14 protein-coding genes and 1 tRNA gene are annotated in these 16,535 nt (G+C 72.0%); 6 read left to right on the forward strand and 9 right to left on the reverse strand.

All coding sequences use genetic code 11. The features are described from left to right. Positions 1-111: 111 nt before the first annotated feature. Both KK483_RS17870 and KK483_RS17875 read left to right on the forward strand, forming a co-directional pair. Positions 112-246: a DLW-39 family protein gene (locus KK483_RS17870; protein ID WP_003958712.1), complete on the forward strand. Its 135-nt coding sequence runs from the start codon at positions 112-114 to the stop codon at positions 244-246. 367 nt (positions 247-613) lie between these two features. After that, positions 614-1,951: a hypothetical protein gene (locus KK483_RS17875; RefSeq protein ID WP_399014269.1), complete on the forward strand. Its 1,338-nt coding sequence runs from the start codon at positions 614-616 to the stop codon at positions 1,949-1,951. A 62-nt stretch (positions 1,952-2,013) separates the two neighbouring features. Here KK483_RS17875 and KK483_RS17880 read toward each other — a convergent pair whose 3' ends face one another. Both KK483_RS17880 and KK483_RS17885 read right to left on the reverse strand, forming a co-directional pair. Then, positions 2,014-3,471 carry a serine/threonine-protein kinase gene (locus KK483_RS17880; protein ID WP_262006207.1) on the reverse strand — a complete coding sequence of 486 codons (1,458 nt, stop codon included), beginning with the start codon at positions 3,469-3,471 and terminating at the stop codon, positions 2,014-2,016. A gap of 103 nt (positions 3,472-3,574) precedes the next feature. Beyond that, positions 3,575-4,123: a DNA-binding protein gene (locus KK483_RS17885; RefSeq protein ID WP_262006208.1), complete on the reverse strand. Its 549-nt coding sequence runs from the start codon at positions 4,121-4,123 to the stop codon at positions 3,575-3,577. A gap of 141 nt (positions 4,124-4,264) precedes the next feature. Between KK483_RS17885 and KK483_RS17890 the strand changes: the two genes are divergently transcribed. After that, a tRNA-Ala gene (locus KK483_RS17890) sits at positions 4,265-4,337 on the forward strand. A gap of 142 nt (positions 4,338-4,479) precedes the next feature. Here the strand turns inward: KK483_RS17890 and KK483_RS17895 are convergent. Beyond that, entirely contained in the window at positions 4,480-5,613 is a 1,134-nt protein-coding gene (locus KK483_RS17895; RefSeq protein WP_262006209.1) for a HAMP domain-containing sensor histidine kinase, read from the reverse strand. Next, positions 5,606-6,301 carry a response regulator transcription factor gene (locus KK483_RS17900; protein ID WP_262006210.1) on the reverse strand — a complete coding sequence of 232 codons (696 nt, stop codon included), beginning with the start codon at positions 6,299-6,301 and terminating at the stop codon, positions 5,606-5,608. Before KK483_RS17900 ends, KK483_RS17895 begins: the two co-directional genes overlap by 8 nt. 326 nt (positions 6,302-6,627) lie before the next feature. Between KK483_RS17900 and KK483_RS17905 the strand changes: the two genes are divergently transcribed. After that, complete coding sequence (locus KK483_RS17905) at positions 6,628-7,710, forward strand: endonuclease/exonuclease/phosphatase family protein (RefSeq protein WP_262009579.1); 1,083 nt, start codon at positions 6,628-6,630, stop codon at positions 7,708-7,710. Between the two features lie 142 nt (positions 7,711-7,852). Here the strand turns inward: KK483_RS17905 and KK483_RS17910 are convergent, their stop codons facing one another. The 4 genes from KK483_RS17910 to KK483_RS17925 are packed head-to-tail and all read right to left on the reverse strand — an operon-like array spanning position 7,853 to position 11,534. Continuing rightward, entirely contained in the window at positions 7,853-8,791 is a 939-nt protein-coding gene (locus tag KK483_RS17910; protein WP_262006211.1) for a hypothetical protein, read from the reverse strand. Continuing rightward, positions 8,788-9,276 carry a hypothetical protein gene (locus KK483_RS17915; RefSeq protein ID WP_262006212.1) on the reverse strand — a complete coding sequence of 163 codons (489 nt, stop codon included), beginning with the start codon at positions 9,274-9,276 and terminating at the stop codon, positions 8,788-8,790. Before KK483_RS17915 ends, KK483_RS17910 begins: the two co-directional genes overlap by 4 nt. 3 nt (positions 9,277-9,279) lie before the next feature. Next, positions 9,280-10,563: a macrolide family glycosyltransferase gene (locus KK483_RS17920; protein ID WP_262006213.1), complete on the reverse strand. Its 1,284-nt coding sequence runs from the start codon at positions 10,561-10,563 to the stop codon at positions 9,280-9,282. Next, the gene (locus KK483_RS17925) at positions 10,560-11,534 is read right to left on the reverse strand and encodes a patatin-like phospholipase family protein (protein WP_262006214.1); all 975 of its coding nucleotides are present in this window, start codon (positions 11,532-11,534) and stop codon (positions 10,560-10,562) included. Before KK483_RS17925 ends, KK483_RS17920 begins: the two co-directional genes overlap by 4 nt. A gap of 241 nt (positions 11,535-11,775) precedes the next feature. On the opposite strand from KK483_RS17925, the gene KK483_RS17930 reads away from it, so the two are divergent. Then, the gene (locus tag KK483_RS17930) at positions 11,776-12,441 is read left to right on the forward strand and encodes a nitroreductase (RefSeq protein WP_262006215.1); all 666 of its coding nucleotides are present in this window, start codon (positions 11,776-11,778) and stop codon (positions 12,439-12,441) included. On the opposite strand, the gene KK483_RS17935 is transcribed toward KK483_RS17930, so the two are convergent. Further along, positions 12,422-12,664 (reverse strand): hypothetical protein, encoded by a 243-nt coding sequence (locus KK483_RS17935; RefSeq protein ID WP_262006216.1) that lies wholly within the window; start codon positions 12,662-12,664, stop codon positions 12,422-12,424. The two genes, KK483_RS17930 and KK483_RS17935, sit on opposite strands and share 20 nt — an antisense overlap. Positions 12,665-13,128: 464 nt before the next feature. Between KK483_RS17935 and KK483_RS17940 the strand changes: the two genes are divergently transcribed. Continuing rightward, positions 13,129-16,530, forward strand: a complete 3,402-nt coding sequence (locus tag KK483_RS17940; RefSeq protein WP_262006217.1) for a phosphodiester glycosidase family protein — start codon at positions 13,129-13,131, stop codon at positions 16,528-16,530. Positions 16,531-16,535 lie beyond the last annotated feature (5 nt).

A 16,535-nucleotide genomic window follows, 5' to 3' on the forward strand; every position in this document is an offset into this window, starting at 1 on the left:
GCCTTTTCGGGGCGGGAGTCGGCCCGGACACAGGTCACCGAACGGTATCGATCGGTGTGTATAGTCGGGCGCCAGAGGTCCTCAAACGTCAAGGAAAGACGAGGTCGCGCGGTGAAGAAGCTTCTCCTGGTCGCACTGGCCGCCATCGGCGGGCTCCTCGTGTACCGCCAGATCCAGGCGGATCGCGCCGAGCAGGATCTGTGGACGGAGGCGACCGACTCCGTGCCCGCAGGTTCGGGTGTGTGAGACGCACGCAAATCTGAGTGACAGAGCCCCGGCCGCCGAGCGGCCGGGGCTCTGTGCTGCTCGCGGGCGCAGCGGGTGGTAGCTGTCTGTGTTCCTGATATGACTCAAGGTCCTTGGGTTCGCTCCAGTGAATGAACGAATTGCATAGGCAAAGCTTCGGTCGCGGTGGTGGGGACTCCGAGGCGCAGGCAGCGGGGGTGGCAGCGCCGACGTCCGCGCGGTGGCGAAGAACGCGGGCAACGAGGCGGACAAGCCGGGTGATTCGGCCACGCGCGCAGACAGCGGTGGGACCGGCGGGGCAGGATGGACCGGCACTGCGACCGCCGTGACCGCGGGCGGCCACGGACACGACAAGGGGAAGCGCGTGATGAGGCAGCGCAGCAGGGGCCGGGTGGCGCTGGCCGGGATGGCGGCGATGTGCGCGGTGGTGGCGCTGCCGGGCCAGGTGGCCCGGGCGGCCGGTGAGCCCAGCGCGTACACCTTCGACAGCGGGGCCGAGCGTGTCAGGGGGGCTATCACCAGCAGCGAGGCCGAGAGCCTGAAGCCCGGGGCGGTGTACCGGGACACGATCAAGAAGGACGGCAAGCTCTACTACCGCGTCGACCTCGACGCGGAGACCAACGCGTACGTGTCGGTGGTGGTCGTGCCCGGGCAGGGCGCCGAGGCCGAGTACGGCGACGGCGTCAAGGTGGTGCTCGAGGACGGCTCCTCCACTCAGTGCAGCTCCGAGAACGCGCAGTTCGAGTCGGCCGCGTACACCCGCCCGATCGCGGCGTACGCCCACCGGACCATCGAGCCGGACAGTTCGACCTGTCAGGAGCGGGGCGCCTACTACGCGGTGGTCGAGCGCACCACCAAGGCCACCTCCGCGGCCGACGACTGGGACCTGGAGATCCGCTACGACACGGAGCCGGGGCTCAAGGCCGCCGGGCCGACCGAGGCGCCCGAGGACTGGCCTTCCGCCTCCCCGGCGCCGCCTGCGGGTGGCCCGCAGAAGCGCGTGGGCGGCACCAGTTACAGCGATGCCATGAGCCTCGGCACGGGCGAGTGGCGCGACGACATCAAGCCGGGGCAGACGCGGTTCTACCGGGTGCCCGTCGACTGGGGCCAGCAGCTCTTCGTGCAGGCGGACCTCGGGTCGAGTACGGCAGGCGACGAGTACATCGGCAACGCGTTCGTCCTGTCGCTGGACAATCCGGCCCGCGGGCACATCGACCAGAACACCCTGTCGTACCAGGGCAAGCAGACGTCGATGGCGCTGGATCCGCTGCCGCCCGTGGCCTACCGGAACCGCTATGCCTCCGACGGCACCGTCAGCGCGGTGCGGTTCGCCGGCTGGTACTACCTGTCGGCCTCGATCAGCCCGGAGGTCGCGGAGGAGTACGGGGACACGGCCGTGCCGCTGACGCTGCGGGTGAACGTGACGGGCTCGGCGAAGGCCGGGCCCGGGTACGACGGCGACGCCGGGATCTTCGCGGTCACGGACGACGACCAGGAGGCGGCGGCTGACGGGCAGAGCGGGCCCGGGGCGGCCAGGAGCGACACGATGCAGGTGGTGGCGACCGCCGGGATCGGGGCCGGGACGGTGCTGGTGCTCGGGCTGGGGGTGTGGACGCTGCTGGCGCGGCGGGCTGCCGGCAGGAGCGGGGGAGGGACCGCGTCCGCGCAGTACGGCCCGCCGCCGGGCGGGCCGCATGGCTGGTGACGGGCGGGGCTGGTGACCGGCGGTGCTGGTGACGCGGATGGCTGACGCGGAAGCGGCCGGCGTCAGACCTGGGTGAGGGCCCAGATGCCGACCGCGAAGCAGACCAGCGCCACGAACAGCACCGGGATCGCCACCTTCGGGGGCGGTCCCGGACGCTGTTGCGGGGTCGTGTGGGCGGCTGAAGTGGCTGCGTGGGAAAGCGGCGGCGCGGGGGTGGGAACCTGCGGGCCGTGGCCGGTGTACTGACGAGTGGGAGCTTGTTCGTACGGCACCGCCGCCGTCCGGGCCTGGGAGAGATCCGGAGCGGCGGCGTGATGGGGGGAGGCCGCGTGCGCGGGTACAGGCGGGTGAGCGGGTGGCTGGACCGACTGCGGGGGTGGGGTGTGCTGCTCCGGCGGCGGTGCGAGATGGAAGGAGCCGGTCTCGGAGGGCGCCGGCACGGGGGGAGCGGGCTGACCGTGGCCGGTGTGCTGTCCGGGGTGCTGTGCCGGCTGCCCGGCGTTGTACGGATCGGGCTGCGCGGGCGGTGCGGGCTGCGCGGGGGCGGCCTGCGCGGGCGCGGGCTGCGACTGGGGTTCCGCGCCGGCGACGGGAGCGGTCTGGGCGGTGGGGCCCGCGGAAGTCGCGGGGCGGTCGAGGCTGTCGGGACCGTCGGGGCCGAAGCCCGCGGGGAGCGGACCGAGTTGGTCGAAGACTTCGACGGGTTCGTCGTCGACTCCGGGCTCGGAAAGCATCTCGACAGCCGAGGTCAGGGCCTTGCGCGCGCCCGTGGCCGTGCGGAACCTGGCCTGCGGGTCGGGCTGCAGCAGGCCCGCGATGACCTGCCACAGCGGCTCGGGAATGCCCTGCGGGGCGCCTGGGGTGCCGTGCGCGGCGAAGTGCTCGACCAGAGCCCGGGAGTCGGGCTTCCGGCCCTGGAGCAGATAGAGCGCGACCAGCCCGACCGCGAAGAGGTCGGCCGGGAAGTCCGGCTCCGCGCCCATCATCTGCTCGGGCGCGAAGTAACCGGGCGTCCCCACCACATAGTTGGTCTCGGTCAGACGCGGCTCGCCCTTGCGCATGGAGATGCCGAAATCGGACAGCCGCAGATGCGGCCGCCCGGTCCCGGTGGCCTCCAGCAGGATGTTGGCCGGCTTGATGTCACGGTGCACGACCCCCTCCGCGTGCACCGCGGCGAGTCCGGACAGCAGTTGGTCGAGCAGGGCGCAGACGAAGCGGGGCGGCAGCGGGCCGTAGTCGCCGATGACATGCGCCAGCGACCCGCCGCTCACCAGATCCATGGTGAACAGCACCTTGTCGTCGTCCGCGGCCCAGCTGGCCGGGGCGAGGACATGGGGGTGATCGATGCGGAGCGCCTGCTCTCGGACGAAGCGCAGCAGGGTGTGCGCGTCGCTCTGCTGAAGGACCTTGGCGGCCACATAGCGCCGTCGCCGTTGGTCCCAGGCGCGCCAGACCGCGCCGACTCCACCGCGTCCGATCGGGTCGATCAGCTCGTACCGACCAGCGAAGACCTCACCCATTGCGCTGCGCTCGCTCCCCGTTCCCTGTCCCGGCGTCGTGCCTCGTTCCGGCGATGTGCGTCCTTGCGTGCGGCCGCCCCGTCCGGCCGCATCGCCGCTGCGTTCAGTTCTGGTGCGACTCGTAGTGGGCGACCGCCTCCGCGGTGCGCCCGGCGCCGTACACCCGGAGGAACTCTGCCAGTTCAGGATGGCTCGGGGCGAGCGTGTCCGCCGCATCGATGATGTCGCCGGCAGCGGAGACCGACCGCAGCAAGGACTGGATCTCGCGAACCACCCGGCGCACCGTGGGCGCGCCCGAGCTGGCGGTCGTCTGGCTGGTCCCGGTGAGCACGGAGCCACCCTGCGACTTCTTGATCACGTCCATCCGGTCCGTGGCCTCGGCGGCGCTGACGCTGCCGTCGGCGACCTGCCCGGCCAGCTCCTGGAGTGCCTGCACACGCTGGACCACGGCCGGGTTGCCGATCTTGGCCCGCTGGCCGCTCATCAGCTGGGAGAGCATCGGAGCCGACAGCCCGAGCACTGCCGCGAGCCGAGCCTGGTTGAGCCCCAGGTCGTCGATCAGCCGACGGAAGAGCGCCCCCAGTGGCTCCCCGTACCAGCTGCGCTGAAGCTCTCTGGCTCTGGCAGTCGTGTCCTGCTGTGCTGCATCCATGTGCGTCTCCCCATCGCTTCCCCATGCGTCGGCTTCGCTGCTGCGAACCCGACGAGCATCCTACGGAGCGTGGTCGAATACCGGGAGCCCCAATCCTTTTGCGAGATCCCGGGGGTGACCGGGTACTCTGGTCTGCGTTCCGGGGCCTTAGCTCAGTTGGTAGAGCGCTGTCTTTGCATGGCAGATGTCAGGGGTTCGACTCCCCTAGGCTCCACTTGTAAAGCCCCTCTGACCTGCGGAAACGCGGTTCGGAGGGGCTTTTTGTGTACGGACATGCCAGTACGGTGATGCCGGCGGGCATCCCGGATGGACCGATTTTTTGCGGTTTGCGGGGCCCGCTGTCCCCCACTGAGCCCTCAGGTGGTCCGGCAACGCCGGTGAGCCTCTCGCGCAGACGCCGCGGGAAGTTCCACAGTGATGCGGATCCCGCCGGCGGGGCGCGGGGTGAGGGTGAGCGATCCGTCGTGCGCGTGGGTGATGGATTTGACGATGGCCAGACCGAGGCCGACGCCTGCGTGGTCGGTGTGAGTGCGCTCGGTGCCGCGCTGGAACGGTTCGGTGAGGGTCGCGGCCAGCTGGGGGGTGAGCTTCTCACCGGTGTTCTCGACGGTGAGTACCGCACTGTCGGGACGGGCGCTGGTGGTGACCCACACGGTGCCCTGTTCAGGGAGGTTGTGGATGATCGCGTTGTGCACGAGGTTCGTGGTCAGCTGCAGCAGGAGCGCGCGCGATCCGATGGCGGGGGTGATGTCACCGCAGGTCTCGATCGTGACGCCGCGTTTCTCGGCGAGGGGGAGGAGCGTTTCGGCGGCTTCTTCCGCCAGGAGGGACAGGTCGACAGGTTCCTGGGTGAAGGACCGCTGGTCGGCGCGGCTGAGCAGGAGCAGTGCCTCGGTGAGGTCGATGGCTCGGGTGTTGACGGCGTGGAGGCGGTCGATGATCTCGCCGGGGTCGTGGGTCGGATCGGTGCGGGCCACGTCGAGAAGTGTCTTCGAGATCGCCAGTGGGGTGCGCAACTCGTGGGAGGCGTTGGCCGCGAATCTCTGCTGTTCGGCGACGTGTGCTTCGAGCCTTGCGAGCATGGTGTCGAAGGCGTCGGCGAGTTCGCGGAACTCGTCCTTGCGGCCCGGTAGCCGGATGCGGTGGGAGAGCGATCCGTTGGTGGCCATACGTGTGGCGTGGGTGATCTGAGTCAGGGGGGCGAGCATGCGGCCGGCGAGAAGCCACCCTCCCAGCAGACCGAACACCAGCAGGAACGCCAGTACCGCCACAGCCCTCGGAGCGAAAACGTCCAGGAGGCCGGACCGGACGGGAAAGACACCGTTCGTCGGGGTGTTGTCATCGTGGCTGATGAGCGTCGCCCGCTCGGGGACGTAACGCAGGAGGAACAACCACACGGCGGCGAGCAGCAGGACACCCGCGAGCATGAGGAATCCGGCGTAGCTGAGGGTGAGTTTGAAGCGAACGCTCAATCCAGATGCCCTATTCACGCTCGCCTCCCTTGTGTCCGGCCTCGGGTTGCGTGTCGATGCGGTAGCCGACGCCCGGCACGGTGGCGATGATCCAGGGTTCGCCGAGGCGTTTGCGCAGCGCCGAGACGGTGATGCGCACGGCGTTGGTGAAGGGGTCGGCGTTCTCGTCCCATGCCCGTTCCAGAAGTTCCTCGGCGCTGATGACACCGCCTTCGGCGGCGACGAGGACTTCGAGGACGGCGAACTGTTTCCGGGTGAGCGCGACGTAGCGGCCGTCGCGGTGGACCTCTCTGCGGAACGGGTCCAGGCGCAGACCTGCGATCTCTCGCACGGGTGGTCGGCTGTGGGTGCGCCTGCGGTCGAGTGCCCTGAGCCGCATGACGAGCTCTCGGAGTTCGAAGGGTTTGGTGAGGTAGTCGTCGGCGCCGAGTTCGAACCCGGTGGCCTTGTCGTCGAGACGGTCGGCCGCGGTGAGCATGAGGATCGGCATGCCGCTGCCGGAGGCGACGATGCGTTTGGCGATCTCGTCACCGGTGGGTCCGGGAATGTCGCGGTCGAGGACGGCGATGGTGTAGGTGTTGATCCCGAGCAGTTCCAGAGCGGTGTCACCGTCACCGGCGATGTCGGCGGCGATCGCTTCCAGGCGAAGGCCATCGCGAATGGCTTCTGCCATATAGGGCTCGTCCTCGACAATCAACACGCGCATGCCGTCAAGGCTACGAGTCGGGGCATATTGTCGGCGTATCGGAAACCGCATACGTGCAGGCAACACCGCGCCGCCTTGACTGGCCGCATGACTCGGACCACGCCATCGGCACGAACGACGACTCGTCGGATTGGCCGGCACCTTGCCGTCGACCACCGGACACCGAGGTCCTCGGCCCCGTCATCGCACACTCATCGCAGTGAGCACCAGGATGCGATCTCCATCGGGCGCCCCGAAGCGACCGAGCGCCGCTGCCCGCGCATGTGTGCCGACTCGACCCAGGGCCCGAGGACGCAGCGGTGACCGGCGGGGAGCGAGGACAGACGATGGTGCGGGTGGACGCGGCGGAGACCGGATACGGCGACGCCGACCGCCGGGACACCGGCGCCGGAACCTGGCGCGCGGGCATCCGCCGGGTGATCCGCATCGGCTCCCGGCCGGGGCCCTGGAAGCGCGGTCCGGTGCTCACGGCGCCGGCGCTGCTGCTCGGCCTGCTCATGCTGCTGCACGCCCGGATCCCGGACACCGGGGGCCTCGGCAGTCTCGCGGAGACCTTCCTGCCGTGGTTCGGCCTGTTCGTCCCGGTGCTGCTGGCCGGTGCGCTGTGGCGCCGCTCCGCCTCCGCTGTGGCCGCGGTGCTGGTGCCGGTCATGGTGTGGCTGAACCTCTTCGGCGGGCTGCTCGGCGACAAGTCCCACCCGGACAGCGACCTCACCCTGGTCAGCCACAACGTCAGCGCCGACAACCCCGACCCGGCCGGCACTGCCCGCGACCTGGCCGCCTCCGGGGCGGAGGTGCTCGCCCTGGAGGAGATCACCCCGCAGGCCCGGGATACGTACGAGAAGGAGCTGGCGAAGGCGTACCCGTACCACACGGTCCAGGGCACGGTCGGGCTGTGGAGCAAGCTGCCGCTGTCGGACACCCGGACGGTCGACGTCGCGATGCTGGGCATGGTCGGTCCGCTGGCGCAGGCCCTCCCGGCCGAGGAGAGGGCGGCCACGCCCCGGGCGCTGCGCACCACGGTGGCCACGGACCAGGGGCCGCTGGCGGTGTACGTGGCCCACCTGGGGTCCGTGCGGGTGTTCCCCAGGAACGGCTTCTGGACGGACCAGCGGGACGCCGGTGCGCAGGCGCTCGGCAAGGCCGTCGCCGCCGAGCATAGCGAGCGGGTGGTGCTGCTCGGCGACCTGAACGGCACCATGGACGACCGCGCGTTCGACGGCATCACCTCGCGGCTGCACTCGGTCCAGGACGCGGCCGGGGACGGCTTCGGCTTCAGCTGGCCCGCGACGTTCCCGGTGGCGCGGATCGACCAGATCCTGGTCCGCGGTGTGCGGCCTGCGAGCTCGTGGGTGCTGTCGGCCACCGGCAGCGACCACCTTCCGGTGGCGGCCGGCATCAGCTGGTGAACACGCGTGAAGCGTCCGCGCCGGCAGTGAGTCCCTCGGCCGGCCGGTACGACGAGTCGGCAGCTGATCGGTGCCGGGCTCGTCCGGCACCGCCCGGTCCCGCAGCGCGATCCGGTCCCGCAGCGCGCTCCGGTCGCGCCGCTCAGGGCACCATGTCGTCCGACGCCGCGGTGGCGTCGTGGCGGGCGCGGATGAGCGCAATCACGGTGTCGGCGGTGCGGTCGAGGTGGCTGCGGCCGTCGGGCGGCCATGCCTTCGGGCTGATGTAGCTGCGCGGTCCGACGTGGGTGGCCGGGTCGAGCCGATGCACGGTGATCTTCCCGGCGCGGCAGGCCCGGTTCCATCCGCTGAGGCGGAACAGCCGCCAGCGCTGGGGGAAGATCCAGGTGCCGAGCCGTTCGATCCGGTCGCTCGCACTGGTGAGCCGGTGCAAGTGCTCGGCACGGGTGAGGTCGTTGGCACCGTTGTGGAACCCGCCGAGCGTGATCAGCAGGAGCGGCGAGCGCAGCTGGGTGTGCAGTTGGTCGACCGCGCCGGTGGCGACCTGGGCGCCGCCGCTGTAGCTGAGCAGTACGACGGGGACACCGCTGTCGGGCAGGTAGCCGGCGAGCCGGAGCTGGGTGGCGATCTGGGAGCCGACGGCCCGGTTGTACAGGGGGCGGTACCGGTGGTCGGCGGCGACGAAGATCTGCATGACGTTGTGCAGGAACAGCACCAGTCCGACGCGGCGGCGCAGCCAGGCCCACACCGGCCGATCGGCCAGCGGGTCGGCCAGCGGCGAGTACGGCTGCACCTGGCCCAGCACGCGTAGCTCCGGGGCCCGGGCGAGCAGGGCCTTGACCAGTGCGCCGCCGTCGCGGCTGTCGTGGACGCGGCGCTTGCCGATGCCGTCCAGGTAGACCAGGTACGCGTCCGGGGGACTGTCGGGGGCCGCGCCCCGGGCGTAGGGCACGCCCTTCGGGAGCTCGGTGGTGGGGGACCGCCAGCCGGCGCCGTAGGCCAGCACCTCGTAGCGGGCCAGCAGGGCCTCGGCGAGCAGGGCCAGCCCGAGTCCGCCGGCCCAGAACAGGAAACCGTTCACGCCGCCACCTCCGGTGCTCCGGGCGTACCGATCCTCCCGACCAGGCGCCGGACGCCCTCCACAGCGACACCGAGCCCGGTCCCGGCGACGGCCACACAACCGGCGGCGCCCCACCAGCCCAGCCCGGCCGCCGCGGCGAGCGGCCCGGCCAGACCGGCCCCGACCCCCACGAAGAGCAGCAGATGCAGCAGCGGCCCGAGCCAGGGGAACGCGAGGACGGCGGCGAGCGCCAGCGGGGCGAGCAGGCCCGGTGTCCACGCCAACCCGTCGCCCGGCGGCGGGGAGGTCAGCAGCAGCTCGGCCAGGGTCCATGCGGTCAGCGGCCACAGCGCGAGCACGGCACCCTCGACGAGGCCGCCGGTCAGCAGCAGTCCGACCGCGAATCTCCGCGAGACGCCGGGCCGGCGTGCCACCAGGGGCAGGATGCGCCCGGCGGCCTCGGAGAGCCCGGCGAGCAGCAGCAGGACGGCGACGACGGACGACATCACTCAGCCCCGCTGTGACGGGTCGACGGGCGCGGGGTCGACGGGAGACGGCTCGCCGGAGGCTGGCTCGACGGGGGCCGGGTCGGCGGGGGCCGGCCTGCCGACGGGGCCGGCCGCAGCCAGGTACCGCTCGAGTTCGTCGGCGGCGCGCCGGTATCCACCCGCCTCGCGCTGGGCGGTCTGCAAGGCGGTCGCGGCCGCCCGGAACCGGGGCTCGCCGAGCAGGCGCCGGGCGAGGGCACGCACGGAGCCCTCGGCGACGTCCCCCGTGGGGATCGACAGGCCGGCGCCGAGCTCCTCGACGCGGCGGGCCACCATCGGCTGGTCGGCGCCCTGGGGGACCACCAGCATCGGAACCCCGGCGTACATGGCCTCGTTGACGCTGTTCATCCCGCCATGGGTGACGAACAGCGCCGCGCGGGCCAGCACCTCCGGTTGCGGTACGAAGCGACGGGCGAGCACGTTGGCCGGCAGCGGACCCAGCGCGGCGGGATCGGTCTGCCCGGTGGACACGACCACGGTGCCGCCCAGCGGGGCGAGCGCGGTGGCGAAGGCGCGCAACAGTCGCGGGACGGCGCTGAACACCGTGCCGAGCGAGGCGTACAGCACGGGCTCCCGCAGCCGGTCGGCGGGGAACGACGGGTCGACCGGACGCGCGCCGATGCTGGGGCCGACGAACCGGTAGGACTCGTCGAAGTCCTCGACGGAGGGCTGGAACGCCCGCGATGTGTAGACCAGGTTGAGCGGCTGGCGGATGTTCCCCAGGTCGAGCAGGGGCAGTCCGTGCGTGTCGTACCGGCGGTGCAGCCCCCAGCGCGCCCGCAGGTAGCCCTGGAGGTTGCGGGGCCGAGCCGTCGCCGCGGCCAGCAGTTCCCACGAGCCGCGGGTGGGGCTCGGCACATGCCGGTTGAACGCGAAGGTGGTGAAGGAGGCGGCCGCCGGCACACCGAGTTCGCGAGCGGCGACCGCGCCCCACGGACAGGCGTTGTCGTGGACGATCAGGCGGGGCCGGACTCGGCGCAGGTCGGTGAGGACCGCGGGCAGCAGGCAGCCGGCGCCGCGCGCAAGCCCTTCCATGAGCGTGAGCGGCGTCGGCGGATCGGGAAGCGGCTGCTCGGCCTCGGGGTAGAGGCACACCGTCGCGCCGGTGGCCGCGATCTCCTCGCGGAACGCGGGCGAGGTGTAGTACGTGACGGAGTGGCCGCGCCGGACGAGCTCGGCCACGACCGGCAGCGTCGGGTTGACGCGCCCGTGCATGGCGATGTTGAGGAACGCGATGGTGCTCACAGGATGACCCCCGTTGCTGAGGAGGGCGCGGAAGCCGAGGCCCCGCCGGGACCGGTGGACGCCGCCGGAGGACCGTCGGTCCGGTACAGGCCCGGCCCGTCGATGCGCAGTCCGTCGAGGAAGCGCCCGGCCGTGTGGGAGGCGGTGCTGATGAGCCGCTGGGAATGGCCGAAGTCCCACGGGGAGGGCCAGGCGTCGATTCCGGTCGGCAGCACGACGGTCGGGATGTGCCGGGACACCTCGTGCAGATCGCGCTCGATCTGGTGGCGCAACAGCAGCAGGCCGGCCCTGGAGGCGATCTCCCTGGCACGCCGGCGCGGGACGACCGGGCTCAGCGGGGAGCTCTCCGGCCCGCTCGACACCACCACCACGCTGGCCGCCCCGGCCTGCAGGGCCGCCAGTACCGGTACATAGGCGATCACCCCGCCGTCGACGAGCGTCCGGCCCTCGCGTTCCACCGGCGGCAGCATCCCGGGGATGGCCGCGCTGGCCAGCAGCGCGGACTCCAGGTCCCCGTGGTCGAGCAACGCAGGAGCGCCGGTGACCAGGTCCATGGCCACCGCGGTGAACGGGACCGCCAACTGCTCGATCCGCGACGGCAGCCCGGCCCGGGCGATCAGCCGGCGCAGCCCGCGATCGGTGAAGATGCTGGCCCGTGAGGAGAGGTAGCCGAGCGGATACACCTCACGGCGGCGCAACCGGGTCCACACATGGTCCAGCCACGGCGCCGCCCGGTCGGGGTGGGCGGCCGCGATCGCCCCGTTGAGGGCGCCCACCGAGGTTCCGATGATCATGTCCGGGATGAATCGGCGCTGCTCCAGCGCGTAGCCGACACCGACATGCGCGGCTCCGAGCACGCCGCCGGCGCCCACCACGACGGCCACGGGACGGGGCAGGGCGTGCAAGCCCACCGGCGCCGGGCCGTCGGGCGACCGGCTCGGGGCCGGTCGCCGGCGATGAGTAACCTTCATGATCCACCTTCTTCACCACAGCGCCGATCGGGAGTGGTCCTCCCAGTAGGACCGGGCGGCCACCTGATCTGTGACAGCGCCGGCCGGGAATCACTCCTCATTCGGTGGGCGTCCCGGCGCGGGAGCCCTCGCACGCGCGCGTCTCGGTGCGACTGTCGTGCCTGAGGTGCCGGCGCTCTGTCGCGTTTCCGGCCCTCGACTGCCGGATGGGCGGGTGTGAACAGATGGGAGGCCGGCGCCGATGGACGTCTACGAGGCGGTCACGAGCCGAAGGGCGGTGCGCGGGTTCGTCGACCGGCCGGTTCCGAGGGAGGTGCTGGAGCGTGTGCTGTCCGCCGCGGCCTGGGCGCCGTCCGGATCGAACCTCCAGCCCTGGCACGCCTACGTGGTGACCGGTGCGCCGCTGGCCGAGCTCAAGAAGCGCGCAGGCAGGCGCGTGGCCGCGGGCGACCCCTGGGACGAGCGGGAGTACGAGATGTACCCGCCCGAACTGAGGTCCCCGTACAGCGAGCGCCGGTCCGCCTTCGGCAAGGAGCGCTACAGCGCACTCGGTGTCACACGCGAGGACTGGGAGGCGCGCCAGCGGGCCGCTTCGGCGAACTGGCAGTGCTTCGGGGCGTCTGCCGCCCTGTTCTGCTACATCGACCGCGGCCTGGGCCGGCCCCAATGGTCCGATCTCGGGATGTATCTGCAGAGCGTCATGCTGCTGCTGCGCGCCGAAGGGCTGCACAGCTGCCCGCAGATGGCGTGGTCGGTGTACCGCAGGACCGTCGCGGAGATCCTCTCGCCCCCGGACGAGCTCATGCTCTTCTGCGGCATGTCGATCGGGTTCGAGGACCCCGCGGTGGAGTACATCCGTACGGGCAGGGCGCCGCTCGTGGAGACGGTCACGTTCGTCGGCGGCTAGGGGCGCTCCCCCGCGCCTGGCGGCGCAGCTCCGCTCCGGTGGCCGGCCTGCCGTTGGGCGGAGCCTCGAAGTACGGGTGCCAGAACAGACGCGTGGAGAGCTGGAGCAACTGGCGGCGCAGGGCCGTCACATCGCGGGCACGGGGGGTGGCGAGCGCCTCGTAGGTGCGGTTCCACGCGCGCTGGAGCTGGATGAGGTCGTGGGGGAAGGACGCTGACGGCATGGCCGAGATTCAATCATGTGTTCGATTTATCGGGCACGTCGACACGACGCCTTCCGCGTCACCTTCTCCCTCGCCTTCTGCATCACCGTCCGAGGCGTCTTCGACGGGCTGAGGATTGCCGCCGTTGACGGCACGGATCTGCCCCCTGGTCAGTCGCCCTTCACCTTCGGCCGGTTCGGGGTGTACGTGTCGAGCCGGGAAACTGGTCGAGACCACCTGATGTTCTCCCTGACGTCGCCAACGCCCTCTGGTAGAGGGCCATATGCGCGGCAATGCTGAATCGCTGATGAGTGCGCAACAGGCGCACATTGTCCGCCTTCACCGGAGTTGCCGTGCTTTCACCTGGCCTCATAAGATCCGCGGTTGTCGTGGCGGCGTGTTCGGCTCTGGCGCTCGGCGCCGCCGGGCCCGCCGCCGCCGGGACCGCGCCGCCGCCCGAGCCCCTTCCGCGGTCCGCAGCAGAAATGCTGCGGGCCGTTTCGCCGCCCGCCGCGAGCAACGCGGCTGACGCGGGTGTCGGAGGCGGCTTCGAGAGCTTCTCCGTCGCCGACGGGGACGGGCTCGAGACCGCCCGGAACACCCGTCCCCTCGCCCCCGGTGTGGAGCTGACCTCGTACGACCGGCTGGAGTCCGACAAATGGCTGCGGGTCGACGCGCTCTCCGTCGACCTCGCAGGCGGCACCGAGGTCGACTACCTCTACCCGGGCAAGGTCGCCGTCCGCAAGACCGTCTCGCAGCTCGCCGCGGAGCATGATCCCGGGCCGGGGCGCCGCACCGTGGCCGCGATCAACGGTGACTTCTTCGACATCAACCAGACCGGTGCCCCCAGCGGTGTCGCGATCGACGACGGACAGCTCGTCAACTCGCCCGCCAACGGCTACCACCGTGCCATCGGGCTCGGTCCGGCCGACGCCGGCCGCATCCTCCAGCTCTACTTCGACGGCACGCTGACCCTCCCCGCCGGCCCCCGCCCGCTCGCCGCGCTCAACGCCGCCAACGTCCCGGCGAACGGCATCGGCGCGTACAACACCCAGTGGGGCGAGGCCGACCGCGCCTTCACCGTCGACGGCGCCCAGCGCACCGCCGAAGTGACCGTCGTGGACGGGAAGGTGGCCACCGCGGCCGCCGCTCCCGGCAAGGGACCGGTCCCGGCCGGTACGACCGTGCTGGTCGGCCGCGACGCGGGCGCCGACGCGCTCGCGCAGCTGGCCGTCGGCGATCCGGTCGCCCTTGAGTACCGCCCGCGCGCCGGCACCGGAGAGGTGCCGCAGACCGCCATCGGCGCCAACGAACTGCTCGTCGTCGACGGCAAGCCCGTCAACCACGAGGGCGGCGGCAACAACATCGCGGCCCCGCGCACCGCCGTCGGCTTCTCGCAGGACGGCAGCCGGATGCACATCCTCAGCGTGGACGGCCGCCAGGCCGACAGCGGTGGCGCCACCCTCACCGAGCTCGCCCTGATGATGCAGCGCGCCGGCGCGTACAACGCCATCAACCTGGACGGCGGCGGCTCCTCGACGCTCGTCGCCCGCGAGCCGGGCAGCGACGCGACGCAGGTCGAGAACAGCCCCTCCGACGGCACCGAGCGGACCGTCCCCAACGGCCTCGCCTTCACCGCCCCCGACGGCAGCGGCAAGCTCACGGGCTACTGGGTCGAGACGGCCGTGAACGCCGGCTCCGCGCCCACCGTCGACCCGGTCAGGGGCGGCCGCACCGAGCGCGTCTTCCCCGGGCTCACCCGCCGTCTCACCGCGGCCGGGTACGACGAGACGTACGGCCCGGCGCAGGGAGCGCCGCGCTGGTACGCGGAGAACCCCCTGGTCGGACGCGCCGGCTCGGACGGCGTCTTCACCGCAGGGCACAGCGGCAGCACGAAGGTCACCGCACAGCGCGGAATCGCCCGCGGCAGCATCACGCTGACGGTCCTGGACGATCTGGACCGGATCCAGCCCACCACCCGGCGGGTCGGTCTCGCCGACGCGCAGGCGACCGGGCGCTTCGGCATCGTCGGCCTCGACGCGCACGGCACCAGCGCGCCCATCGAGCCCTCCGACGTGAAGCTCGACTACGACCGCGCGCTCTTCGACATCACGCCGAACGCCGCCGAGGGCGGCTTCACCGTCAAGGCCCGCACCGCCCAGCCCGCGGCGGGCCAGGTCACGGCCACCGCCGGCGGCAGGACCACCGTCCTCGCCGTCACCGTCGGCCTCGCCGACCAGCAGGAGGCGTCCTTCGACGACGCCGACCGCTGGACCTTCACCGCCGCCCGCGCCTCCGGCTCGGTCGCCCCGACGGCCGAGGGCCACACCGGCACCGGACTGGAGTTGAGCTACGACTTCACCCAGTCCACCGCCACCCGCGCCGCCTACGCCAACCCGCCGGGGCAGCTGATCCCGGTCGACGGGCAGCCGCAGTCGTTCGGCCTGTGGATCAAGGGTGACGGCAACGGCGCCTGGCCGACCCTGCACCTGAAGGACTCCGCGGGCTCCGACCAGCTGCTGCGCGGGCCGTACATCACGTGGACCGGCTGGAAGTACGTCGAGTTCGCCGTCCCCGCCGGGATCTCGTACCCGCTGACGGGCTACCGCTTCTACATCGCGGAGACCGGTGCCGCCCGCTCGTACACCGGAAAGATCGTCATCGACGACCTCACGGCGAAGGTGCCGCCGGCCGTCGAGCTGCCCGACGCACCGGTCCACCCCGACCCGCTCATCGACCCGGCGGCCCGCGTCGAGGGCCGGGACTGGCAGTTCGCGGTGATGTCGGACGCGCAGTTCGTGGCCCGCACCCCCGACAGCCCGATCGTCGCGCAGGCCAGGCGCACCCTGCGGGAGATCAAGGCCGCCCGGCCGGACTTCCTGGTCATCAACGGCGACCTGGTCGACGAGGGCTCGCCCGAGGACCTCGCCTTCGCCCGCAGCATCCTGGAGGAGGAGCTGGGCGACGACCTGCCCTGGTACTACGTGCCGGGCAACCACGAGGTCATGGGCGGAAAGATCGACAACTTCGTGGCCGAGTTCGGGCCCGCGCAGCGGACCTTCGACCACGAGGGCACCCGCTTCGTCACCCTCGACACCTCCAGCCTGGGGCTGCGGGGCGGCGGCTTCGCCCAGATCAAGGAGTTGCGCCGGCAGCTGGACCTCGCCGCCGGCGATCCCCGGATCGGCTCGGTGATGGTGATCCAGCACGTGCCGCCGCGCGACCCCACGCCGCAGAAGGGCAGCCAGCTCGGCGACCGCAAGGAGGCCGCGCTGCTGGAGAGCTGGCTCGCCGACTTCCGCCGTACGACGGGCAAGGGCGCGGGGCTCATCGGCAGCCACGTCGGCACCTTCCACGCCGCGCACGTGGACGGCGTCCCGTACCTGATCAACGGCAACTCCGGGAAGAACCCGGCCACGCCGGCGGACGAGGGCGGCTTCACCGGCTGGTCGCTGGTCGGCGTCGACCAGGTGTCGAAGGCCCAGCAGGCCGTGGCGCGGTGGCAGCCGTGGAACGGCGGCCCCGACTGGATCTCCGTCCAGACCAGGGCGCACGTCGACGGACTGACGCTCACCGCCCCGGCGGCGCTGCCGGCCGGGCACGACACCGGCGTCGAGGCGACGGTGATCCAGGGCGAGGGCGCCGGCGCACGTGAGGTGCCGGTCGGCTTCCCGCTGAGCGCCGACTGGACGGGCTCGCCGAACGTGTACATCGGCGACCCGGACCGGGCCCGGCCGTGGCACATCGCCGCGTACGACCCGGCGACGGGCCGGCTCACCGGTCTGCGGCCCGGCACGGGCACGCTCGCCGTGACCGTCAACGGAGCCGGGGCCGAGGCCCGCTTCACCGTGGCCCGCCCGCACCACGGGCAGGCCCCGGCGGCGTAACCGCA

This window comes from Streptomyces sp. FIT100, from assembly GCF_024584805.1.
Classification (GTDB): domain Bacteria; phylum Actinomycetota; class Actinomycetes; order Streptomycetales; family Streptomycetaceae; genus Streptomyces.